A 20,623-nucleotide genomic window follows, 5' to 3' on the forward strand; every position below is an offset into this window, starting at 1 on the left:
AAAGCAAGTTCTTGTGCTATTCACAAAAACAGAGTTATAATACTACTATAACAGAAACCTTCATTTTTCGTTGGCAAGAATTTATAAGTTATTCGTAACTTATAGCTTCCCATCAACTTTGATAAACGCGCTGGTCCTTGTAAGACAAGGACAGCGTAGCGGTTTATCCTGGGACATTTGAAATTCAACCAAACTATTCTTGAGGTGACTATTACATGAGCAAGCCGTATGAAGTGGCTGTCCAGGAAGTGCAGCCTTTGTCCGTACTGGCGACGGACGGCACGGTGGTCAACGCCGAAGCGATGCCGAACCTGTCTGACGAACAACTGAAAGAACTGATGCGCCGCATGGTATTTACCCGTACTTGGGACCAGCGCGCCGTGAACTTGACCCGCCAAGGCCGCCTCGGTTTCTATGCGCCGGTATCCGGTCAGGAAGCTTCGATGGTCGGCAGCGAGTTCGCTTTGAATAAAGACGATTTCATCTGCCCGGGCTACCGCGACATGCCGCAAATCGTATGGCACGGCCTGCCGATGTACCAGGCGTTCCTGTATTCCCGCGGCCATCAGCACGGCGGTCAAATTCCCGAAGGCGTGAACGTCCTTATGCCGCAAATCATCATCGGCGCGCAAATTCTGCATGCGATGGGCGTTGCCATGGCGTTCAAGAAAAAAGGCGAGAAGCGCGTAGCGATCACCTATACGGGTGACGGCGGCTCCTCCGAGGGCGACTTCTACGAAGGCCTGAACTTCGCGGGCGCGTTCAAGCTTCCGGCGATTTTCGTCGTGCAGAACAACGGCTATGCCATCACGACGCCGTTCTCGAAGCAAACGGGCGCTATGTCGGTTGCCCATAAAGCGGTGGCAGCCGGGATCAAAGGCGTGCAAGTGGACGGCATGGACGTGCTTGCTGTCGTGAAAGCCGTTCAAGATGCTGCAGAGCGCGGACGTAACGGCGAAGGCGCGACGCTGATCGAAGCGATCACTTACCGCTTCCTGCCGCACTCGATGTCCGGGGACGACCCTTCCAAATACCGTACCAAAGAAGAAACGGCTGAATGGGAGCAAAAGGATCCGTTGCACCGCTTCCGCGAGTTCCTCGTGAAGAAAGGCCTCTGGTCCGAAGAGGAAGAAGCGGCGGTCGTGGAAGATGCGAAGAACACGGTGACCGAGCAAATCAAGAAGGCCGAGCAAACGGAGAAAATGACCGTTCCGGGCCTTATCGACAGCATGTTCGAAACGACGCCGAAGCATCTTGAAGAGCAAAAAGCGGATTACTTGGCATAAGGGGAGGAGAATTCAGCCATGGCTCAAATGACAATGATTCAAGCGATAAAGGACGCGATGCGCGTCGAGCTTCAGCGTGATCCGAACGTGGTAATATTCGGGGAAGACGTAGGTAAGGTAGGGGGCGTATTCCGCGCCACCGAAGGCCTGCAGGCGGAATTCGGGGAAGAACGCGTATTCGATACGCCGCTGGCGGAATCCGCAATCGGCGGTATGGCCGTAGGGATGGCGACGCAAGGCTTCCGTCCGATCATGGAAATTCAGTTCGTCGGCTTCATTTTTGAAGCGTTGGACCAAATCGCGGTGCAGGCTGCACGCTTGCGCTACCGTTCCGGCGGCCGCTACAATGCGCCAATCACGATCCGTACGCCGTTCGGCGGCGGGGTAAAAGCAGCCGAGCTGCACACCGACTCGCTCGAAGGCCTGCTCGTGCAAACGCCGGGGATTAAAGTGGTCGTCCCTTCAAATCCGTACGATGCAAAAGGCCTGCTCATTTCCGCGATCCGCGACAATGACCCTGTCTTTTTCATGGAGCACCTGAACCTGTACCGTTCGTTCCGGGCGGAAGTGCCGGAAGGCGAGTATACGGTGCCGATCGGAAAAGCGAACGTCGTTCGCGAAGGCTCCGACGCCACGATCATCACTTACGGCGCGATGGTTCATACGTCGCTCAAGGCCGCTGAAGAAATCGAGAAAGCCCGCGGCGCGAAAGTCGAAGTCATCGACCTGCGCACGCTGATGCCGCTCGACATCGACACCATTGTCGAATCCATCAAGAAAACGAACCGCGCCATCGTCGTGCAGGAAGCGCAGAAGACAACGGGTATCGCTGCGGAAGTGATCGCGCAAATCAATGAGAAAGCGATTCTGCATCTGGAAGCGCCTGTGCTTCGCGTAGCTCCGCCGGATACGGTATATCCGTTTGCTCAAGTGGAAGATCAATGGCTGCCTAATCCTGCGCGCATCGTAGCGGGACTCAATCAAGTACTGGATTTCTAATTCGAGGGACGGTGAGAAGCGATGGCAAAATTCGAGTATAAATTCCCGGAGCTCGGGGAAGGCATCCACGAAGGCGAGATCGTCAAGTGGCATGTGAAGCCGGGCGACAAAGTCAACGACGAAACGATCCTGATGGACGTTCAAAACGATAAATCGACGGTCGAGGTTCCTTCCCCCGTGGAAGGCACGATCGTTGAATTGAAGGTAGCCGAAGGCACCGTCTGTACAATCGGCGATCTGATCGCCGTCATCGACGTGGTAGGTGAAGTGCCGCAGCAAGCGGGCGGCCACGCTCACGGTGCCGAGGAAGCGGCAAGCACACCTGCGGCAGCCGCACCGGTTGAAGCAGCTGCACCTGCAGCAGCTCCGGCAGCGGTGTCCGCCGCTCCTGCGAAGGCCGGCGGCGAAGTGCTGGCTACGCCGAGCGTGCGCAAGCTCGCCCGCGAGAAAGGCATGAACATCGCTGACGTAACGGCGACCGGCAAGAACGGCCGCGTAACGCGCGAGGACGTTCTCGGCTTTGCAGCCGGAGGCGGTCAGGCGGCAGCAGCTCCGGCAGCGGCAGCAGCGGGTGTTGCTCCAGCGGCTGTAAGCGCACCGGCAGCGGCTGCGTCCGCGGCGGCAGCCGTGAGCGGCGACCGCGTTGAAGAGCGCGTACCGCTCAAGGGCATCCGCAAGGCGATCGCCAACGCGATGGTGAAGAGCGTGTATACCGCGCCACACGTTACGATCATGGACGAAGTCGACGTCACGCAGCTCGTCGCGCTCCGCGAGAAGGCGAAGCCGCTCGCCGAGAAGAAGGGCACGAAGCTGACGTACCTACCGTTCATCGTGAAGGCTCTGGTAGCCGCAACGCGCCAGTTCCCGGTCATGAACGCGATGATCGACGAAGAGAAGAACGAGATCGTCTACAAGAAGTACTACAACATCGGGATCGCTACCGATACGGAGAACGGCCTGATCGTTCCTGTGATTCAAGACGCGGACCGCAAGAACATCTGGACGATCGCTGTGGCGATCAAGGATCTGGCTGCGCGCGGCCGCGAAGGCAAGCTCGGACCTGCGGAAATGAAGGGCTCGACGATTTCGATCACGAACATCGGCTCCGCAGGAGGCATGTTCTTCACGCCGGTCATCAACTTCCCGGAAGTTGCGATTCTCGGCACGGGCCGCATTACGGAGAAGCCGGTTGTCAAGAACGGCGAAATCGTCATCGCACCGGTCATGGCGCTGTCCCTCAGCTTCGACCACCGCATCATCGACGGCGCAACGGCTCAAAACTTTATGAACTATATCAAGCAGCTGCTGGCCGATCCGGAACTGCTTGTCATGGAGGTGTAATCCGATATGGTAGTAGGAGACGCATCGGTTGAGATTGACGTTCTGGTCATCGGAGCGGGTCCCGGCGGTTATGTGGCGGCCATTCGCGCCGCCCAGCTAGGCAAGAGCGTGCTCGTCGTAGATAAAGCCGAGCTCGGTGGCGTCTGCTTGAACCGCGGCTGCATTCCGTCCAAAGCGCTCATTTCCGCAGCGCATCAATACGAAGTGGCGCAGCATGCCAGCTCGATCGGCATCACGGCGGATAACGTGAAGGTCGATTTTGCCAAGGTTCAGGAATGGAAGGGCGGCATTGTCAAGAAGCAAAGCGGCGGCGTTGCAGCGCTGCTCAAAGGAAACAAAATTCAAGTATTTAACGGCGAGGCGCTGTTCATCAACGAACGCGAAGCGCGCGTCTTCAACGATAACGAAACGGCACGCTACAAGTTCAATTATTGCATCATCGCTACAGGCTCCCGTCCAATCGAGCTCAAGGCGTTCCCTTACGGCGGACGCATCCTGTCCTCGACCGAAGCGCTGAACCTGAGCGATGTGCCGAAGAGCATGGTCGTCATCGGCGGCGGCTACATCGGTATCGAGCTTGGCCAAACGTTTGCGAAATTCGGCACGAAGGTGACTGTGCTCGAGGGCTCCGACTTCATCCTGCCGGGCTTCGAGAAAGAGCTGTCCCAGCTCGTGGCGCGCAACCTCAAGAAGCTCGAGGTGGAAGTCGTTACCGAAGCGATGGCTCAAGGCTGCGAGCAATCGGGTAACGATGTGACCGTGACCTATACGGTGAAGGGCGAAGAGAAGAAAGTAACGGCCGATTACGTGCTCGTTACGGTCGGACGCCGTCCGAACACCGACGGAGATCTGTCGCTTGAACTCGCCGGCATCGAAGTGGGCGAACGCGGCTTGATCAAGGTCAACGAAAAGTGCCAAACGAACGTGCCGCACATCTATGCGATCGGCGATATCGTTCCGGGTCCGGCGCTTGCTCACAAAGCTTCCTACGAAGCGAAAGTGGCGGCCGAATCCATCGCAGGATTGCCTAGCGTAGTCGATTATAAAGTCATTCCGGCCGTTGTCTTCTCCGATCCGGAAATCGCGGGCGTAGGCTACAGCGAGACCGAAGCCAAAGCAAAAGGCATCAATGTTGCGACCGGAAAATTCCCGTACGCGGCGAACGGCCGCGCGCAGTCGATGAATGCGACCGAGGGCTTCGTGAAGCTCGTCGCGGACAAAGACAGCGGCCTGCTGATCGGTGCGCAGGTGGTCGGCGCGGAAGCGTCCAACCTGATCGCCGAGCTGACGCTGGCCATTGAGATGGGCGCAACGCTCGAAGACATCGCGCTCACGATTCATGCGCACCCGACGCTGGGCGAAATTACGATGGACGCCGCCGAAGGCGCGCTTGGCCATCCGATTCACCAGCTCGGCAAATAAGCAGTATTTTTTTCATAAGACCAAACCGGAGCGCCTCCTCGGAGGCGCTTCTTTTTTTGGCGTGCCATAAAGTATTGCCTAGGAAATAACCGATGCCGGCCCGTTAGCAATAAGGTGTACACCGCAACATTTTATTATTTTTGAACAAATTGTGAGAGAAACGGAGCGAAAAGTGGTTTTTGACAAGAATAGAGATACATACGGAGGTGGGGTATCTATTGGAGGAGCGACCGGAAGTAGATACCCCACCCCCTCGTAACATCTATTTCCTCAATTCATACTTTCTGGGCAAGCTCAGACCTGGCGGCGATCCGCCAGGTCTTTTATTTGGACAAAAAAAGCAAAGAAAGCATTGATTCCGACGCAATAGTGTAAAGAACTTTCGCATCGTTCGAGTTAAAATGTAAGCGAAACCATATGAGATGTGACAACGTCAACGGTCTAAGAAAAAAAGGGGGTACTCCTATGGTTCACCTGAAAAAATACGGGGCGCTTCTGCTCTTGGGCTGCATTGCAGCATCCCTTGCCGGCTGCGGAGGAGGAGGCACGAAGCCGGCGGACGGCACTCAATCGCCGGGTAAAGATGCTGCGAGCGGACCGGCCGATCTGACCATCACCTCGAGCGGGGCAACGGATGAGGCTGTTTTTGAAAAAAATTACAGACATTAATAAGAAGTTTCCGAATTACAAAATTACCTACATTCGAAAAGGTACGGGCACAACGATTAATGATCTTCTGGCTGCAGGCACGAAGGTCGATCTGGTCTATGAATCGATCGGCAGCATGATCGACGGCGTCATTCGGCCGGGTCTCGGCTCGGACATCTCCGATCTGATCAAGAAGCATAATGTGGATCTGGCCCGGTTCGATCCCGCCCTGCTTGACGGAATGCGTACGGTTGCCGGGGGCAAGTTGTTCGGCCTTCCCGTCAATAACCTCATCATGAATTTGTATTACAACAAAGACATCTTTGATAAGTTCGGCATTCCGTATCCGAAGGACGGCATGACGTGGGACGAAGCGCTGGAGCTCGCCAAGAAGCTGAACCGCACCGACGGAGGCACACAGTATCTGGGGCTGGCCGTCTCATCCCAGCACATCTTGAGGATGAACCAGTACTCGATCCCTTTCGTCGACGAGAAATCGCAGCAGTCCACTTACGGGAATGAAAAATGGAACAGCATACTAAGCACCATCTTCAAGGGCGAAGCGGATGATTCGGGCTATCAGAATTACATGAAGACGATTAAAGACAAAATTCCGTATAAGGACGAATTTTTAAAAACGAAAAACCTGGCGATGTTCGGTTACTTTACCGACCTGCCTACCGGTTATCCGGAGATGGATCAAATGAACTGGGATGTCGTGTCCCTTCCGACGTTCAAGGACATGCCGAAGACAGGATCTCAGCCGTATCCGACCTATTGGAATGTCGTTTCGACCAGTACGCAGAAGGATGCGGCCATGGAAGTCATCAAATATTTAACCTCCGATGAATTCCAAATGATCCTCTCCAAGCGCGGGGAGCTCACGACGCTGCTCCAGCCGGACATCCGGAAGGCCTATGGTGCGGATTACAGCCGTAAAGGGCTGAACTGGAGCGCCGCTTTCTACAACCAGCCTGCAAAAATTCCTTACAAAACGGTGTATGACAGTGTTACGGAGAAACCGCTACTGGATCTTACGTCTTCCGTTGCCGCACAAAAAATCGATATCAATACCGCGCTGCGCCAAGCGCAGGATGCGGCGAACAAGGCGATTGCCGGCGAGAAAAGCAAGTGATCCAAGCGAATAGATCAACGCATCAGCCGTTCCCGCTCAGGGGCGGCTGATTTCGTTTCTTAGCCTTGTGCCGCGGGTTCCGCCATCCGGTTTCGCTTCCGGTACCTGAGAGGAGAATCGCCGGTCATTTTTTTGAACGTTTTGTTAAAATGAGCGATATGTCCAAAGCCGACGTTCCCGGCAATCGTCTGAATTTTCTCATCCGTTTCTTTCAAAAAGCGCTGCGCCTCCCGTATCCGGATAACCTGAAGATACTCGCGAAAATGAAATCCGGTCAACCGGGTGAAAATGCGGCTTAAATAAGACGGACTGATGAAAAATGCCTTGGCGACCTGCTCCAGTGTCAGATCCTGTTCGAAATGACGGTTCATGTACGACGCGATTTCGGAAATTTTCTCATGCATGGGATGAGCGTACCCGGCCGGTTCTTGAGCGTTCTGCCGGATGCTGCGGAACGCACGGATCAGCACCTGCTGAAGCAGCGTCTGCACATAGGACAAGTAGCCGGCCTGTTTCTCCCCGCATTCCAGGATCATGTCCCGAAGCAGCTTCTCCACGACAGGCTGCTCCTTCAATGAAAATTTGATTCGATGAAAGCCACCAGGCTCGAAGGGAAGCACGGGAAGCTGCAGCTTGATCCCGCCCTCCGTAAGAAACTCCTCCGAGAAATAAATCAGAATGCGTTCATATTGAAGCACATCGGAGCTTGCGGTGGAATGAAGCTCGTTCGGATGAATGACGATCATATCGCCGCGCTGCGCGGTATAGATTCGGTCGTCAATAAAATAAACGCGTTCTCCCTGCAGCAGATAAAATATCTCATAATAGGGATGAGCATGGGGACGCGGCATGCGGATGTTCCCTATGCGATGCAGATATTGAATTGAAAATACTTCGCCGCGAGATTCAAAATCTATATGATATTTGGGACCCGTAATATCCTGCATGTTGGCGCTCCCTTGCAAGTGATGAAATAAACGAATGGGAACTTCAATAGGAAAGAGCTGGCATTTTTGTAATTATAACATTACACATGGTCGTGTGAAAGCGCTATTATTGCGTTCCGGTGAGGCTGGCAAATGATACTTTACAGGAGCTTATGTTTGAATTAATATATGATTATCTCGTTAAATGAAATATAGTTTCGTTTAATGAAACCGAATGAAAGCGGAGGGAATCGTATGGATTTAAAGGAACAGGTCAAGCTCCAATTCGGCAAGAATGCACATAATTACGTCGGCAGCACGCATCATGCCGAAGGGGAGGATCTCCTGCTGCTGTCGGAGTGGGCCAAGACAGAGCAGGCCACGCGAGCGCTCGATATCGCAACGGGCAGCGGACATGCGGCATTGACGCTCGCTCCGTGGGTGGCAGAGCTCACGGCTTTCGACCTTACGCCGCAAATGCTGGAGACGGCCCGGAAGTTTCTTCAGGACAAAGGCTATCCCGGTGTTCGCTTTGTGCCTGGGGATGCGGAGCGGATGCCGTTCGGAGAGGCGTCGTTCGAGCTGGTTGCCTGCAGGATTGCGGCGCATCATTTTCCCGACCCGGCATCGTTCGTGAAGGAAGCGGCGCGGGTGCTGGCTCCGGACGGCTGTTTCCTGCTCCTCGATAACATCGCACCTGAGGCGGATGAGATGGACCGACTGTATAACGAAGTGGAGAAGCTGCGGGATCCGAGCCATGCCCGGGCATGGAAGAAGACGGAGTGGATCCGGATGACGGAGAATGCAGGACTGCGGCTGGAGCAGCTTATCCAATCGAGGAAGACCTTCCTGTTTAAGCCCTGGTGCGCGAGAATGAGCCTGCCGGATACGGAGCGGCGATCGCTCGAAGCCCTGATTCTCGGACAGTCCGAAGAGATGAAGCGGCGGCTCGGCGTGACGGTAGAGGCGGGACGATTAATCGGCTTTCAAGGGGATTACATGATGCTGAAGGCGAGAAAAGTCGGCTAAAGAGTCAATCCGCAAACATCGTCCAAAAAGAACGAATAAGCTAGAAAAAGAGAGAATGATGTGGAAAATGTAGGCAAAAACACAATTAATTAAATATTCTGAATATTTACAAAAATCATATATTAATTTATTATGAAGACAAGCTAAACGATGCTTAACTGAAACGGACCATCACCGCAAGACCGAATTCCACCCTGACGTTATCACCTTCCCTCACGGGAAGATGATATATAATCCATTTCAGGAAGGGGATAGTCCAATGAAGTAGGTTAGCGAAGCATGCCTGAATTTATGAGAAAGGAGCTGCTCCTTTTATGAGGCATGCGGGGACCCGGCATATTGAATGATTGAAGCGGCCAGGATAGCCGCGGCACGCAACGTGCAAAGAAAAATTTACGCGCAACGCAAGTTGTTTGAATGGAGTGTCATTATACAATTGAATAACGAAGCAATGGAACGATAGGGATTCTGGTTATGATCGGATAAGCAGAATCCCTATTTTCGTGCGTAAAAAAGATGACTCCCGGCCTCATGAATCGAGGTGTACGGCGGGGATGAGCTGATGTTCGCCTGCATCGCGCTGCCGCAGCAGCATGGCGGTTTCCGGAGTCTGCTCTCCGGTTTAGAGCCGAATAACCTAAACCTCGAAAGTCCGTTCGAGAGATGCGGTCTCGGAAGGGGTTTTTCAGTTGATAAGAATTTATAAGTTTTCACAACTTATAGCTTCGCATCAACCTTGATAAACGCGCTGGTCCTTGTAAGACAAGGACGGCGTAGCCGTTTATCCTGGTGCGGCGGATGTATGGTATACTTTTCCAAAAGGGAAATGGAGGAGGAACGAGGGTGAGAATACGGTACGACCGGTTTCCGGGGGGATTAAGCAAAGCGGTTACATTAAGCTTCGATGACGGCAGGGTGCACGACCGGCGGCTGGTCGGTTTGTTCAACGAGTATGGGCTGCGCGGAACGTTTCATTTGAATTCTGGCAACCTCGGGAAGAAGGATTATCTGGAGGCGGGCGAGATCGCATCGCTATTCGAGGGACATGAAATTTCCGCTCATACGGTGGCGCATCCGTTCCTGGAGCAGTCGCCGCCGGACCGGGTGGTCATGGAAATTATGGAGGACCGGGAAGCGCTGGAGTCGCTGGCCGGGTATCCCGTCCGGGGCATGAGCTATCCTTACGGGACATGGAACGAAGCGGTGGCCGGCATGCTCCCGTCGCTTGGCATCGAATATGCGCGAACGGTCAAGAGCACAGGCAAATTCGACATGCCGGGAAATTTCCTGCTGTGGGACCCGACCTGCCATCATAAGATGATGGTGGAGCACGGCGAACGGTTCCTCGCACTGGAACAGCGGCATACGCGCATGGCTTTGCTGTATGTTTGGGGCCACAGCTACGAGTTCGAGAACGATGGGAATTGGGAGCTGGTGGAGCAGTTCGGCCGGATCGTCGGCGGCCGGGACGACATCTGGTATGCGACGAATGCGGAGATTACAGCATACCGCCGGGTGCTGGACCGGCTCCGGTTCTCGGTGTCGGGCCGGCTCGTGCACAACCCATCCGCAATGGCTGTATGGGTCAGCGCGGAAGGAGTGCCGGTGGAAATTCCCGGAGGGTCCGTTGTTCGTATAGGGTGAGGAAAGCGGCGTCTGTCTCGGAAGAGGCAGGCGTTTTCTTTTGGCGCAAGGCATGGAGCCGAAATAGGACTGCGGATGAAAGATGCGGGAAATACTAGCTCTACAACCAACGAAAATGCGTTTATTCATGTCGATCGGTCGGAGGTGCTTGCATCCGCTGTCGGTGGACCTGTTGTATGTTTTAGCCGTACGAACGGCCCCTCTTCCGGATGGAGGAGGGGCCTCTGTCGTTATACCCTTTTAATGCTTGTTGTTCGGAAGACTGCGTCCGGGACGCTTGCGGCCCTGCGTACGGCGGTTTTTCTCGTCCTTCTCCTGCGTATCGTGCAGCTTGCCCACGTAGGCTTCCGTGTCGCCGGTAAGATTGCGGTCCATGAGGCTTCCTCCTTTCTCCCTCGGCTTCGCAAATCGAATCGTAGTATACCCGGCGTCTCCGGTTATTATTTATGTTCATAAACCCGCCATGCGTGCGAACAACGGACAAGCGTACACGGGCTCACCTGACGGCCGATCCAGGCAAATTGGCGAAAAGAGGATTGACAGGGCATTTTAACCGGTGGTAAAATACCAATCAGAGGTAATTTGAACATATGTTCAAAACAAACGTTCAAAACGTATGTTCAAGCAAAGCCCGGGGAATCCGGCCTTACCGGTCCCCGTTAGAGGACGATCAAGGAGGCGCATATGAAAACGGACGCGGCCAAGGATAAAGATGTGAAGCTGAAAATATTGGATGCGGCGAAGAAGCTGTTTGCAAGGCAAGGGTTCGAAGGGACGACGGTGCGGCAAATCTGCGACGAAGCGGGCGTAGCGCTGGCGCTCGTATCCTACCACTTCGGAGGGAAGGAGAACGTATTCTATGCGCTGTTCGAGACGTTCCAGCCGGACTTCCTGCATAAGGAATACGATCTCGGCGATCCGGCGGCAGCGCTGCGCGAATTCGTCGGCGAGTTCGTGGCATTCCGGCTCGCGGAGCCGGAGCTGATCAACATGCTGCAGCAGGAAATTATGATGCAGAGCCCGAGGCTCGAGAAGGTGCAGACCGTCGTCTTCTCACTGTGGAAGCAGCTGCGCCTGATTCTAGAGGCCGGCAAGCGGCTGGGCCAATTAGAGTATGGCTCGCTGCGGCATACGATGCATTTTGTAGTGGGGACGCTCGTGTTCTCGCGGAGCAGCTCGTTCCTCGATCCCGTCTTCGGGTCGGAGGGGGAAGTGGGAGGACAGGAAGAAGCGGCAAAAGTGGCGGAGTTTACGATGCAGTTTATTTTCAACGGATTGAAGTGCAAGGCGTAGAGAGAGCGCGGGAGATAGGGGCTGGAGAAAGATGAAAAAACAGTTGATTGCAGTGCTGGTGCTGGCGGCGGCGGTCGGCAGCGGGGGATGGATGCTGGCGGCGGACGGCAAGGACGCGGTGACGCTGGCGGCGGGGAATAAAGGAAGCATTCTGACGGCGGAGCAGGTCAATGTATCGTTCCAGGGCGTGGCGGGCAAAGTGATCGATCTGCCTGTCCGGGAGGAGCAGCCGGTGAAGAAGGGCGACGTGCTGATGACGCTGGATCCGACGGATCTGGACCTGCAGCTGAAGAAAGCCCAGGCGGACATCGAAGTGACTTCGCTCAAAATCAAGCAGGCCGAAGACGCCGTGCAGGTGGCGCAAAGCAAGCTGGACAACGCCGTGAAGCAGGCGGAGCTCGGCTTGTCGCAGGCGGAGACGCAGGCGGCGCAGGTAGCGGAGGGCGCCCGGCAGGAGGACATCCAGCGGCAAAAGCTGGCGGTGGCGGGAGCCGAGGAGGCTTATACGCACGCGCTGAAGCTGTACAATCAGCTGCTGAATACGGAAGAGACATATGATAAGAACCCTTACTCGTACAAGGATCACCGAGACGCGGTGGAAAATGCCCGCAGTCAGGTGGCGGCGCTTCAGAACGCCAGAGACCAGCAGCAGGCGGCACTGGACAAAATGCTGAGCGGCGCGACCGACAAGGAACGCAAGCAGGCCGCTCTGCAGACGGACCGGGCGGCGGCGGCGGTAGAGCAGCAGCAGCTCGCCCAAGGCGATATCGACAACCAGAAGATCGGGATCGATGCGCTGAACAAGCAGCTGGAGCAGCAAAACATTCTTCTGCAGTCTCTCCAGATCCAGAAGGATCGTCTGACGCTGCGGGCGCCCGCCGACGGCAAGGTCGCGAAGGTCATTCCGAAGGCGGGAGAGAACGTCGGCTCCGGCGCGCCGGTCATCGTGCTAGAAACCGGCAAGCTGTACTACGATCTGTACGTCGACGAACGCCAGGTAAGCAAGTTTAAGGTGAACGGCACGGTGCCGACGCATTTTGCCGCGCTGCCGGATCAGGTGGAGGGACGCATTCAATTCGTGACGGCTGCGCCGCAGTTCGCCGCGCTCCGGATGAGCCGGGAGAAGGGAACCGCCGATCTGAACACGTTCCAGATTCGGGTGTACGTCGATAAGACCGACAAGCTGCTGCCGGGAATGACTGCGGAGGTGCATGTCGATGAAGTCGCTGCTAAGTGAGCTGAAGGTGGCTTTATCCCCTAAGTTCGTGGGGGCGATCCTGATTGCCCCGCTGATTGTGGCGGCGCTGTTCGGGTACATGTTCCGCAGCGGGCAAATCAATGAGGCGCCCATCGCGGTAGTGGATGAGGACAACAGTCTGTACAGCCGCCAATTTATCGATAAAGTGAACGCGTCGCAGTACATGGACGTGAAAGCCGTGTTCAACGAGGCGGTTCCGCCGGAGACGCTGCTGGCCAACGAGAAATATATGGCGGTGCTGTATCTGCCCCGCGGGATGGAGCAAATGCGGTACCAGGGAAAGTCGATCAATATCGGTCTCATGATCGATAACTCGATGCCCTCGGCCATCGGCAACATCCGAAGCGGCATGCAGGAGCTGATCACGATCGAGAATACGTCGCTCTCGGTCGGCAAGCTGAAGGTGATGGGCATGAGCGACGAGGCGGCCATGGGCATTGCGGCGCCGCTCTCGCTCCAGCAGCGGCTCTTGTTCAACCCGACGTCGGATTTCATTGGGTTCATGGTCATCGGCTTCGTCAATGTCGTGGCGCTGGGGATTACGGCGATCGCCTCGGCTTCGATCGTGCCTCGGCTGCGAGTCGAAGGGCAGCTGCAGGAAGCGCTGCGCTCGCCGCTCGGGATGTGGCTGCGGGTCGTACCCTACGCCGTCATTTCGGCCTGCAGCCTGATGCTTGCCTTCGGCCTGCTGAAGCAGCTCGGCGGCCTGCGTTTTGCTGGAAGCCCGCTTGGCTTCGCCGTACCACTCCTGCTCTATACGCTGACCGTTACGCTGACCGGCATGGCGGTGGGCTGGACGGCGGTCGACCCTTCCAAGGTCGCACTGCGGACGTATGCGATCGTATACCCTTCGTTCATGCTGTCCGGCGTTCAGGTAACCACGATGATTTTCCCCGGGCCGATTCAAGCGGTTAGTCATGTGCTGCCGCTGACCTGGTTGTTCAAATTCATCCGCGGGATGGGGTTCCGCGGCGGCAGGCTGGAGGCATTTATGAGTGAATTAGGCGTGTTCGTCCTCATGATCGGCGTGTTATCGCTGGCGGTGGGCGGACTCATGCTCTGGGAAAACCGCAGAGCTGCGGTTTCCAGTACGAAGATGGGAGAGATCACAGCATGAAGAGAAACCGGAGAACACATAACAACGGGCTGCCATGGGGGAGAGCGGCGCTGGCAGCAGCCTTGACCGCCTCGCTGCTCGCAGCCGTACCGGCGCCGGGCATCGTCCGCGCAGCCGGTGCGGCGGATTCCGCCGTATTGAAGCCGGCGCCCGCGGAGTCGTATGCGCTGAACGATAAGCTTAAAGTACAGGTGAAGAGCCTCTTGAACGAAACCACTAGCGAGGGTACGCGGATCGGAGCCGTCGTCCGGCTGACAAGCGGCGACAAGAAAACGGTCAAGATTCCGGATCTGGAGCTCCGCGCGCGTCTGGCGGACGGGCAGGAGGTTACGCTGCAGGCCAGCGTGCTGAACGCGCATGCGATTCGCCCGAATACGGCGGAGGAGCTGAACTACTACGTCTCGCTGGACGGCGCGGACCGGGTGGAATTGACCGACCTCGTCTGGTACAGCGTGGATTGGTACAGCTATCCGAAGCAGGAGACGGTGCAGCTGTCCGTACCGGTAGCGGGACTAAGCTGGAACGGGCCGCTGTCGGGCCTGGCGGATTCCGCGGCCGTCAAGTCGTGGGGCGACAGCTTCGTGCTGCCGGCGGTCGTCGATTCCCCGATCGTCTACACCTCGGTTTCCGCGAGCAGGGACAACACGGCTCAAGGGCCCGTAACGACGGTAAAGCTGCTCGCCGAGAATCCGTCGGATTCGAAGGAAACGCTGCCGGAGCTCGCGGTCGACGGGAAGGCCGAGAACGCCAAAGAGACGGAGAAGAAGGTCTATCCCGGCAAAAGGGTGGAAGCCGGGCCGATCGTGCTGGAGCCGAAGGAGAAAAAATATATCCAGTACGCGATTCCTACTGATAAAGATACCGTGCTGACGGCATTCAACGTGCTTAGTCCCGAATCGTTCCGCCAGCTGGACGCCAAAGGCCAGCTGACCGTCATTCCTTATGCGGTCGGAAGGTTCCAGGTGAAGCTGGCCGGAGCCTCTGGAGCGGCCGCCGAATATGCCGCCGCTCCGGAAGCGGAACCGGGTACGCCGCTTGCGTTCGACGGCATGTCGGACGCCATCGACCCGAGTCTTACGGTATCGCTTGCGGAGCTGCACCGTCATGAGAACGAGGGGGAAGGCTTCAAGACGGTCATCGCCAAGCTGAAGCTGACGAACGGCGGAGACCAGCCGGTGCCGATCCCCGCGCTCCAGCTGAAGCTGCTGACCGCGAGCGGACTTCAATATAACGGTACGCGCCAGAATCAGACGGCGTCCGAGATCATGCCTCAAACCTCCTATGTGGTCAGCTATGCGTTCAATATGCCGAAGGAAGCCAAGGATGAGAGAGTGGTACTCAAGTTCGCCGAGCCGAAAACGGCGTCGGGCGCTCCGGGCAGCCCGATCGGAGCTTACAAGATGGCCTTCCAGGAAACGGCGCCGAACGATCAGAATATGACGTTCTATCCGTTCGCCGTGAAGCTGAACAGCTGGAGCATGATGGCCCGCTCCATCCTGCCGTCGGCGCTGGCTCCAGGACCGGTAACCTACACGTACCGTCTCCGTCTGTCGATGGACATCGTGCGCGACGATTCGGTCATTGTCGACCAGAATTTCTCCAAGATGCACATCGAGCTGGTCGACCAGGCCGGTAAAATGATCGGCTACAAGGACCTGCCGTTCACCGGGGTCAACCGGCTCATCAGCGGCACGCAGTACATTCAGTTCGATAACCTGCGCACCGATGAGCAGGAATATCCGCTAACGATCAATATATACGAAACGATCGCAACGTCTAACGGCGATGCGAAGCGTTTGGTCGGCGTGCTTCAGCAGTAAGCCGAAGAAACGAAGATCCCGCAGCTCGGTCTTGAGCGGCGGGATCTTCGTACGTTGAAGGCTTTATTTAAGGTGTGTAACGCTTCAATACGATGACCGCATTATGTCCTCCGAAGCCGAAGGAATTCGACAGGCCGACGGTCAGCTGTGCACGGCGCGCTATATTCGGCACGTAGTCCAGGTCGCAGTCGGGATCGGACCGCTCTTGGTTAATTGTCGGAGGAATGAGGCCCTCCTGCAGGCTTTTCGCCAAGGCGATCGCTTCCACGCCGCCCGCTGCGCCAAGCATATGGCCGGTCATCGATTTATTCGCGGTCACGGGAACGCGGTACGCGTGTTCTCCGAACAGCTTCTTGATTGCCAGCATCTCGGAGCGGTCCCCGAGCTCCGTGCTGGTCGCATGGGCGCTGATGACATCGACGTCCTCCGGCCGTACGCCGGCCTCCCGCAGCGCAGCCCGCATCGCTTGATAAGCCCCGATGCCCTCAGGGTGCGTCGCAACCATATGATAAGCGTCCGAGCTGGCTCCGTAACCGATAACCTCCGCATAGATGCGGGCATTCCTTTTCAGCGCGTGGGAGAGCGACTCCAGCACCACAATCCCGGCGCCCTCGGCCATCACGAAGCCGTCTCTGTCCGCGTCGAACGGCCGGCTTGCGCGCTCCGGCGCATCGTTGCGTTTGGATAACGCTGTCGCATTGCCGAAGCTGGCAAGCGAAATGTCCGTAATGGCGGCCTCCGCCCCGCCCGCGAAGATCACGTCGGCGCCGCCCGACCGGATGCAGCGGAAAGCTTCCCCAATGGCGGTATTGCCTATGGAGCAAGCCGTCACCGGTGAAAGAGACGGACCTAGCGCGCCAAGCCGTATGCTGATGGCTGCCGCCGCCATATTCGAGATCATCATGGGCACGAGCGTCGGGCTGACCCGTTCGGGGCCCCGTTCCAGCAGCACTTGATGCTGGTCCAGCAGCGTTTGGATCCCGCCGATGCCGGAGCCTACATACACGCCTACGCGCTCAAGATCCTCGCTCCCCAGTTGCAGCCCCGAATCGGAGAGCGCTTGATCCGCCGCCGCTGCGGCAAACTGGCAGAACCGGTCCATGCGCCGGGCTTCCTTGCGGCCGAAGTAACCGTCGGCGTCGAAATCGCGCACGATTCCCGCGATCTTCGTCTTATGTCGGGATGTATCGAACGTGTCAATGAAGGAGATGCCCGATTCGCCTCGGGTTAACCGAGTCCAGAAGGCTTCCGTATCGTTGCCTAGCGGTGAAATAACGCCCATACCGGTAATCACAATTCGTTCCATCTCGGGAACGCCTCCTCTGTTTCGGATCTATATAAGAATTTTGTCACTTATGTTATCCTATTACAAGTTACAGTTTATACTAGTATAAGGAATACCTTGATAACGAAGCACGAGGTGAAAGCCATGAATCATCAAGCGAGATTGCAGGCCTTGTCCGCCTTTTTAAAAGCCCGCCGGGCGAAAATCCTTCCCCAGTCCGTCGGACTTCCTGCGGGAACGCGCCGAAGAACTCCCGGGTTAAGACGGGAGGAGGTCGCCCAGCTGGCCGGCGTCAGTTCGACATGGTATACGTGGCTGGAGCAAGGAAGAGACATTAAGGTATCGGCATCGGTGCTGGATTGCGTAGCTTCCGCTCTGCAGCTGAACATCGACGAACGGAAGTATCTGTTTTCCTTGGCGATCGAGACCGGATCGGGGGCCAGTCCGTTAAGGGAAGAGCTTCCCGAGATCAGCCCGTCGTTGCGGACCATTTTGCAGGAGCTGAGGGCTTGTCCTACCATCATTTCGGACCGGCGTTGCCGGATTGTCGGGTGGAATCAGGCCGCTTCCCATGTCTTCTTGAATTTCGACGAGATACCGGAGGAGCAGCGGAACATGATCCGATTGTTATTTACTCGCAAAGAGCTGCAACGACTGGCGGTCAACTGGGAGCATTTCGCCAGCGGCTTCCTTGCTATCTTCCGCGCTTATTACGGACAATACGTTGAGGATGAGTGGTACGAGCGTTTCCTGGAGGAGATGAAGGCGGCGCATCCGGATTTCCACCGGCTGTGGGAGGAGAGCAAGGTCAGCTCCGCCCCGGAGGTGCTCATCGAATTCCGTCATGCGAAGGCAGGCAAAATGCTGTTCCAGCTGACCTCCCTGCAGGTTCAGGGCAACACGGATTTACGCTGCAGCATCTACACGCCGGCTCCGGATTCTTCTACCGAGCACAAGCTGCGGCAATTGATGGAGCAGCGGGCCCATGAAGGGAAGCCGGAAGAACCCTAAGCTTCACTGAAGGAGTTAAGCAGCCTGGAGCCGGGAACGGTACCCGGCTGCTTTTTGCTTGGTTGATAAGAATTTATGAGTTTTTCGTAACTTATAGCTTCGCATCAACCTTGGTAAATAAGGACGGCGTAGCCGTTTATCCTGGGCAGGCTTGTTTGAAGAGGCTGGAAATCGGTTAATGATTCATCCCCGCTTTGGAATACTATGGACAGGCGGGATGAGAATGGGCTCAACCTTTTGCCGCCCGGGTACGTCTAATGAAGTAAACGCAGCAAAGAAAGGGGAAAGAGCAGCATGCAATGGAATGGAAAAGCATCCGCCGGGAAGCGTTACGGTTTCTTGGCTTCCGTGCTATACAGCGTGTTGATGTTGGCAGCATGCGGTACGTCGGCTACGCAGCAGGCAGGTGCTCCGCCCTCCGGATCGCCCGCAGGAGCCCCTCCGGCTGCGGTCAGCCCGGCTCCGGGAGATGGGCAGGCCGGTCAGGATGCAGGCAAGCCGGGAGCGCCGGCGGCAGGACAAGCGCCCGAATCCGACAAGGCGAAGTCTTCGGTAGGTACGGCGGAGACGCCGGCCGCAGAGCCGACAAGGCTGGCGGACATGAGCTTTATATTGGTGAAGCAGGGGTGGACGGTAGAAGAAACGGCGAAGGGCTCTATTGTGTGGAAAACGACGGACGGCGGAGATGCGTGGAGCAAGGCATCGGTTCAGGACTGGCTCATCCGCGGAATCGGATTCGCGGACGCGCAGCAGGGCTGGTCCGTCGGGAAAAGCGATTGCAAGGAAATGCAAGGGCAGCGTCTATGCTCCAGACTCCGGATTGCCTATACGAAGGACGGCGGCGGGAATTGGAGCACGCAGCTGGAGCAAAAGGTGAAGGAAATTTCATTGTATACCGAGGACCGCGTATTCGCCGTAAACCCAAGCCAGGCTTATGCCATTGCCGTAGAACGGATGTTCATGACGGGCGACGGAGGACGCCACTGGAATGAGCTGAACTTTCACATCGGTCCGTTTCTTCCGGAGCAGGCTTCGTTCGATAAGGACGGGAAGCATGGCTGGGTCATGGGAAGAGCGGGCAAAGGCTGTAAGCCGGACCAGCAGGAAGCCGGGCAGAGCTGCGCCATTGCCGTCGTGAAGACGTCGGATGGGGGAGCGCATTGGAAGCTGCAGTGGTCGCCGCAGGATTCGACGGGTCAACGCACCGTAGGTATTTCCTTCATTAATCCGAGCAAGGGCTGGATGATGATTCTGAATATGGAGAATTTGCAGTCCAGCCTGTACGGAACGACCGATGGCGGCACCCAATGGACGAAGCTGTCGGAGATGCGGGGAGGCCGGCCTTATACGCGAGGCCTGCAGTTCGTATCGGAGACGACCGGCTTCGTGCCGCTGAGCGCGGGAGCGGGACCGATCGGCGGTGGGCTTGCCGTAACCAGGGACGGCGGGAAAACCTTCGAGCGTGAGGTGCCGCAAGGCAAGGAGTGGAGCTTTGAGCAGCTGCAATTTTTTAACGAGCGGGAGGGTTGGGTGCGGGTCAGCGATCCGTCCAAAGGCGATTATCTCGTGTATACGGCCGACGCGGGGAAACAATGGAAAACCAGCGTGCCTGCGGTTAAATAACGGAAGCTTACGATGGAGCCTGTCTGAGTGCAGGCTTTTTTTCATGAGGTGACCAGGATGCGGACAGTGAATCTTTTCAGGGATTGGGCCTATTCTGACGATTTCTTCCATCCCCGGCTTATGGTAGACTAAGGAAAAGTCAGGATGGATGTGATGGGATGGGATGGGAATGGATGAAAACCGAATCACAGTCAAGGACGTCCTCTCGGAGCTGGATTATCTGCTTGCGATTTACAACACGTCCCTCGATCATTACAGCGACAGCGATATCCGGAAGAAACCGAGCGAGGAAGAGTGGTCGCTTGGTCAGATGTACGTTCACTTGATCCAGACAGCGCTTCACGTGTATTTTGAATCGGTCAAAGCTTGTCTTCGTCAAACGGAGAGCAATCCCGGTGTGGAGAAAAGCGCGGTTGCCAAGGAAATATTCGAGCTTGGTGGATTTCCCCCGCGCAAGATCAAGGTCCCCGCTTCGCCGGAATATACTCCCGCCAATCCGCAGACGAAGGTGGAGCTGTACGCCGGGCTGCAATCGGTGCTCGAGGAAGCGATGCTGCTGGCCCCGCAGATCGAAGCGCAGCCTGAGGCGGGAACGACGGTATCGCATGGGCGGCTGGGCGCGTTGAGCGCGATGGAATGGTTTCGATTAGCGGTGATGCACTTTCGCCATCATTTGGCCCAGAAGCAGGCGCTGGAGCGGTACCTTGGCTTGGAATAAAAAGTGGTGCTGCGGCGCTTCCCGATGGCCCGGCAGGACGAGGGAATTTTCTTCAAAAGAGCTACGAT

18 protein-coding genes are annotated in these 20,623 nt (G+C 56.5%); 15 read left to right on the forward strand and 3 right to left on the reverse strand.

What is annotated here, in order from left to right; all coding sequences use genetic code 11:
* Positions 1 to 215 precede the first annotated feature (215 nt).
* From pdhA to O9H85_RS20060, 6 genes are all read left to right on the forward strand, one after another.
* Entirely contained in the window at positions 216 to 1,286 is a 1,071-nt protein-coding gene (gene pdhA, locus O9H85_RS20035) for a pyruvate dehydrogenase (acetyl-transferring) E1 component subunit alpha (protein ID WP_269883195.1), read from the forward strand.
* Positions 1,287 to 1,304: 18 nt separating this feature from the next.
* Positions 1,305 to 2,285, forward strand: a complete 981-nt coding sequence (locus O9H85_RS20040) for an alpha-ketoacid dehydrogenase subunit beta (protein WP_269883196.1) — start codon at positions 1,305 to 1,307, stop codon at positions 2,283 to 2,285.
* 21 nt (positions 2,286 to 2,306) lie between these two features.
* Positions 2,307 to 3,626: a dihydrolipoamide acetyltransferase family protein gene (locus O9H85_RS20045; protein WP_269883197.1), complete on the forward strand. Its 1,320-nt coding sequence runs from the start codon at positions 2,307 to 2,309 to the stop codon at positions 3,624 to 3,626.
* Positions 3,627 to 3,632: 6 nt separating this feature from the next.
* Positions 3,633 to 5,048 (forward strand): dihydrolipoyl dehydrogenase, encoded by a 1,416-nt coding sequence (gene lpdA, locus O9H85_RS20050; RefSeq protein WP_269883198.1) that lies wholly within the window; start codon positions 3,633 to 3,635, stop codon positions 5,046 to 5,048.
* A gap of 465 nt (positions 5,049 to 5,513) precedes the next feature.
* Entirely contained in the window at positions 5,514 to 5,717 is a 204-nt protein-coding gene (locus O9H85_RS20055; protein WP_269883199.1) for a hypothetical protein, read from the forward strand.
* Positions 5,695 to 6,831 (forward strand): ABC transporter substrate-binding protein, encoded by a 1,137-nt coding sequence (locus O9H85_RS20060; protein ID WP_269883200.1) that lies wholly within the window; start codon positions 5,695 to 5,697, stop codon positions 6,829 to 6,831. Before O9H85_RS20055 ends, O9H85_RS20060 begins: the two co-directional genes overlap by 23 nt.
* 59 nt (positions 6,832 to 6,890) lie before the next feature.
* On the opposite strand, the gene O9H85_RS20065 is transcribed toward O9H85_RS20060, so the two are convergent.
* A complete protein-coding gene (locus O9H85_RS20065; protein WP_269883201.1) occupies positions 6,891 to 7,778 on the reverse strand; it encodes a helix-turn-helix transcriptional regulator in 888 nt (295 codons plus the stop codon).
* A gap of 234 nt (positions 7,779 to 8,012) precedes the next feature.
* Here O9H85_RS20065 and O9H85_RS20070 point away from each other — a divergent pair, with 234 nt between their 5' ends.
* The gene (locus O9H85_RS20070) at positions 8,013 to 8,786 is read left to right on the forward strand and encodes a class I SAM-dependent methyltransferase (RefSeq protein WP_269883202.1); all 774 of its coding nucleotides are present in this window, start codon (positions 8,013 to 8,015) and stop codon (positions 8,784 to 8,786) included.
* Between the two features lie 843 nt (positions 8,787 to 9,629).
* Entirely contained in the window at positions 9,630 to 10,430 is an 801-nt protein-coding gene (locus tag O9H85_RS20075) for a polysaccharide deacetylase family protein (RefSeq protein WP_269883203.1), read from the forward strand.
* Positions 10,431 to 10,670: 240 nt separating this feature from the next.
* On the opposite strand, the gene O9H85_RS20080 is transcribed toward O9H85_RS20075, so the two are convergent.
* Positions 10,671 to 10,805 (reverse strand): DUF4023 domain-containing protein, encoded by a 135-nt coding sequence (locus tag O9H85_RS20080; protein ID WP_269883204.1) that lies wholly within the window; start codon positions 10,803 to 10,805, stop codon positions 10,671 to 10,673.
* A gap of 309 nt (positions 10,806 to 11,114) precedes the next feature.
* Between O9H85_RS20080 and O9H85_RS20085 the strand changes: the two genes are divergently transcribed.
* Genes O9H85_RS20085 through O9H85_RS20100 form a run of 4 tightly spaced genes read left to right on the forward strand, consistent with a single transcriptional unit; the run spans position 11,115 to position 15,918 of the window.
* A complete protein-coding gene (locus tag O9H85_RS20085; protein WP_269883205.1) occupies positions 11,115 to 11,723 on the forward strand; it encodes a TetR/AcrR family transcriptional regulator in 609 nt (202 codons plus the stop codon).
* A gap of 31 nt (positions 11,724 to 11,754) precedes the next feature.
* Positions 11,755 to 12,960, forward strand: a complete 1,206-nt coding sequence (locus O9H85_RS20090; RefSeq protein ID WP_269883206.1) for an HlyD family secretion protein — start codon at positions 11,755 to 11,757, stop codon at positions 12,958 to 12,960.
* Positions 12,941 to 14,098: an ABC transporter permease gene (locus O9H85_RS20095; RefSeq protein WP_269883207.1), complete on the forward strand. Its 1,158-nt coding sequence runs from the start codon at positions 12,941 to 12,943 to the stop codon at positions 14,096 to 14,098. Before O9H85_RS20090 ends, O9H85_RS20095 begins: the two co-directional genes overlap by 20 nt.
* Positions 14,095 to 15,918: a hypothetical protein gene (locus O9H85_RS20100; RefSeq protein ID WP_269883208.1), complete on the forward strand. Its 1,824-nt coding sequence runs from the start codon at positions 14,095 to 14,097 to the stop codon at positions 15,916 to 15,918. Before O9H85_RS20095 ends, O9H85_RS20100 begins: the two co-directional genes overlap by 4 nt.
* Positions 15,919 to 15,985: 67 nt before the next feature.
* Here O9H85_RS20100 and fabF read toward each other — a convergent pair whose 3' ends face one another.
* Positions 15,986 to 17,224, reverse strand: a complete 1,239-nt coding sequence (fabF, locus tag O9H85_RS20105; protein ID WP_269883209.1) for a beta-ketoacyl-ACP synthase II — start codon at positions 17,222 to 17,224, stop codon at positions 15,986 to 15,988.
* Positions 17,225 to 17,347: 123 nt separating this feature from the next.
* Between fabF and O9H85_RS20110 the strand changes: the two genes are divergently transcribed.
* The 3 genes from O9H85_RS20110 to O9H85_RS20120 all read left to right on the forward strand — a co-directional run bounded on the left by O9H85_RS20110 (position 17,348) and on the right by O9H85_RS20120 (position 20,555).
* Positions 17,348 to 18,214 carry a helix-turn-helix transcriptional regulator gene (locus tag O9H85_RS20110; protein ID WP_269883210.1) on the forward strand — a complete coding sequence of 289 codons (867 nt, stop codon included), beginning with the start codon at positions 17,348 to 17,350 and terminating at the stop codon, positions 18,212 to 18,214.
* A 294-nt stretch (positions 18,215 to 18,508) separates the two neighbouring features.
* Entirely contained in the window at positions 18,509 to 19,837 is a 1,329-nt protein-coding gene (locus O9H85_RS20115) for a WD40/YVTN/BNR-like repeat-containing protein (protein ID WP_269883211.1), read from the forward strand.
* A gap of 169 nt (positions 19,838 to 20,006) precedes the next feature.
* Complete coding sequence (locus O9H85_RS20120; protein WP_269883212.1) at positions 20,007 to 20,555, forward strand: DinB family protein; 549 nt, start codon at positions 20,007 to 20,009, stop codon at positions 20,553 to 20,555.
* The last annotated feature ends 68 nt before the right edge of the window (positions 20,556 to 20,623 follow it).

Origin of the sequence: Paenibacillus gyeongsangnamensis, from assembly GCF_027533625.1 — a bacterium.
Classification (GTDB): domain Bacteria; phylum Bacillota; class Bacilli; order Paenibacillales; family NBRC-103111; genus Paenibacillus_G; species Paenibacillus_G gyeongsangnamensis.